This is a genomic window from Streptomyces sp. WAC 04229, from assembly GCF_003947455.1.
Taxonomy (GTDB): domain Bacteria; phylum Actinomycetota; class Actinomycetes; order Streptomycetales; family Streptomycetaceae; genus Streptomyces.
This window is the reverse complement of sequence record NZ_QHJH01000415.1, coordinates 1-948: the sequence shown is the minus strand read 5'-3', so window position 1 is coordinate 948 and position 948 is coordinate 1. Positions and strand designations below refer to the sequence as shown.

The window sequence follows — 948 nt, the reverse complement described above, 5'->3', positions numbered from 1 at the left end:
CCCGCCACGAACCACCCCCCGATCGGCCGCCTGCGCGCCCTGCGCTCGGTCGAACTGCTCACCCCGAACTTCGCCGAGGCCGTCGACTTCTACGAGGAGGTGTGGGGCCTCCAGGTCGTCGAGGCCGAACACAGCGCGAGCTGGCTGCGCGGCACCGGCGAGGAGCACCACGCCCTGCGCCTGACCCGCTCCGACACCATCGGCCTGGGCCGCCTCGTCTTCGCGCTCGGCACCCCGGCCGAGATCGACGAGGCCGCGCGCCGCCTCCGGGCCCGCGGCATCGCGCTCGTCACCGAACCCGGCCCGCTCGACCAGGTGGGCGGCGGCTACGGGCTGCGCTTCCACGACCTCGACGGACGGCTGGTCGAACTCTCCGCCGACACCTGGGCGGTCACCGCGCGCGGCCGGGACGTGTCCCTGCCGGTGGGCGTCACCCACGCCGTCCTCAACACGCCCGACATCGACGCCTCCGTCGCCTTCTACCGCGACGTGCTCGGCATGCGCGTCTCCGACTGGTCCGAGCACCAGATGGCGTTCCTGCGCTGCGGCACCGACCACCACTGCGTCGCCTTCAACCAGGCACCGTGGGTCTCCCTCAACCACGTGGCCTACGAGATGACCTCGCTGGACCACTTCATGCGCGGCCTCGGCCGGCTCCGGCACCACGGCATCACCCCCGAGTGGGGCCCCGGCCGGCACGGCCCCGGCAACAACACGTTCTCGTACTTCACCGACCCCACGGGCCTGGTCTGCGAGTACACCACCGAGGTCGCCCAGATCGTCGAGGACACCTGGATCTGCAAGGTGTGGCGGCGCACCCCCGAGCTGTCCGACCTGTGGGGGACCGCGGGCCCGCCCTCGCAGCGGATCCGGGCGCACATGGCGGGCACCCCCGACGGCAGCCCGGTCGTCCCGCCCGTGGACGCCCCCGCCACCCCCACCCCGGCC

At 73.6% G+C, this 948-nt stretch carries 1 protein-coding gene; it reads left to right on the top strand.

From position 1 onward, the window contains the following. A partial coding sequence (locus DMH12_RS38610; protein WP_260474507.1) for a VOC family protein occupies window positions 1-948 on the top strand: 948 nt, incomplete at both ends.